A 715-nucleotide genomic window follows, 5' to 3' on the forward strand; every position below is an offset into this window, starting at 1 on the left:
GTATATTCATATAAACCATAGTCATTCCGTATGATATATTTCCTTGAGACATTTTTTGACAAGAACTCTGTGAGCAAGTCCAGAGAAAGGTGAAATAAATCATCCCTCTCCCAATCTACATTTTTTGACATTACATTGAACGCCATACCTATATTTACCTTTGCAAAAACACGAGTAAGTACAGCTTTGAAAAAGGATAACATTTCTTCGAATGAGAGGTCACATTTTTCAGTAAATACTCCATTTAGAATAGCGTAGTCAAACTGTGGTAATTCGGTATCGTTATTTAATATATCAACACAATAGTAGCTGTTGCCTGGAAATTTCTCCTTAGACAAGGTCACAAACTTCCTTGATATATCAAGGCCTGAATAATCTACATTATTAAGCTCTACATCTTTCAAGTATTCAAAAAAATGAGAAGCCCCACAGCCAAAGTCTAACAAGGAAATACGCGAGTTAAGATCTTCTTGTACAATTAAATCTTTCATAATTGCATATCGTAACCTCGCATCTTCTTTATTTGGCCAATCGACACCTAAATGAGTGTCACCATATAAATCTAAACATTTTTCGTAATGTTTCATTATCGTAAGATGTTGATTTTTCATAACTAGCCCTATGATTAAATCTTAGCAAAAACTGTTTTCAATCGCTAAGGTATTAAATTTGACTTAAAAGATCAGGAAAAAATAGCAAGGCAACGTTTATATAT

At 32.7% G+C, this 715-nt stretch carries 1 protein-coding gene; it reads right to left on the reverse strand.

Annotated elements, in window-relative coordinates; translation table 11 throughout:
- A partial coding sequence (locus tag AB4496_RS29355; protein WP_372133653.1) for a class I SAM-dependent methyltransferase occupies positions 1–611 on the reverse strand: 611 nt, incomplete at its 3' end.
- Between the last annotated feature and the right edge of the window lie 104 nt (positions 612–715).

The organism is Vibrio sp. 10N.222.46.A1 (assembly GCF_041473595.1).
Lineage (GTDB): Bacteria > Pseudomonadota > Gammaproteobacteria > Enterobacterales > Vibrionaceae > Vibrio > Vibrio tasmaniensis_A.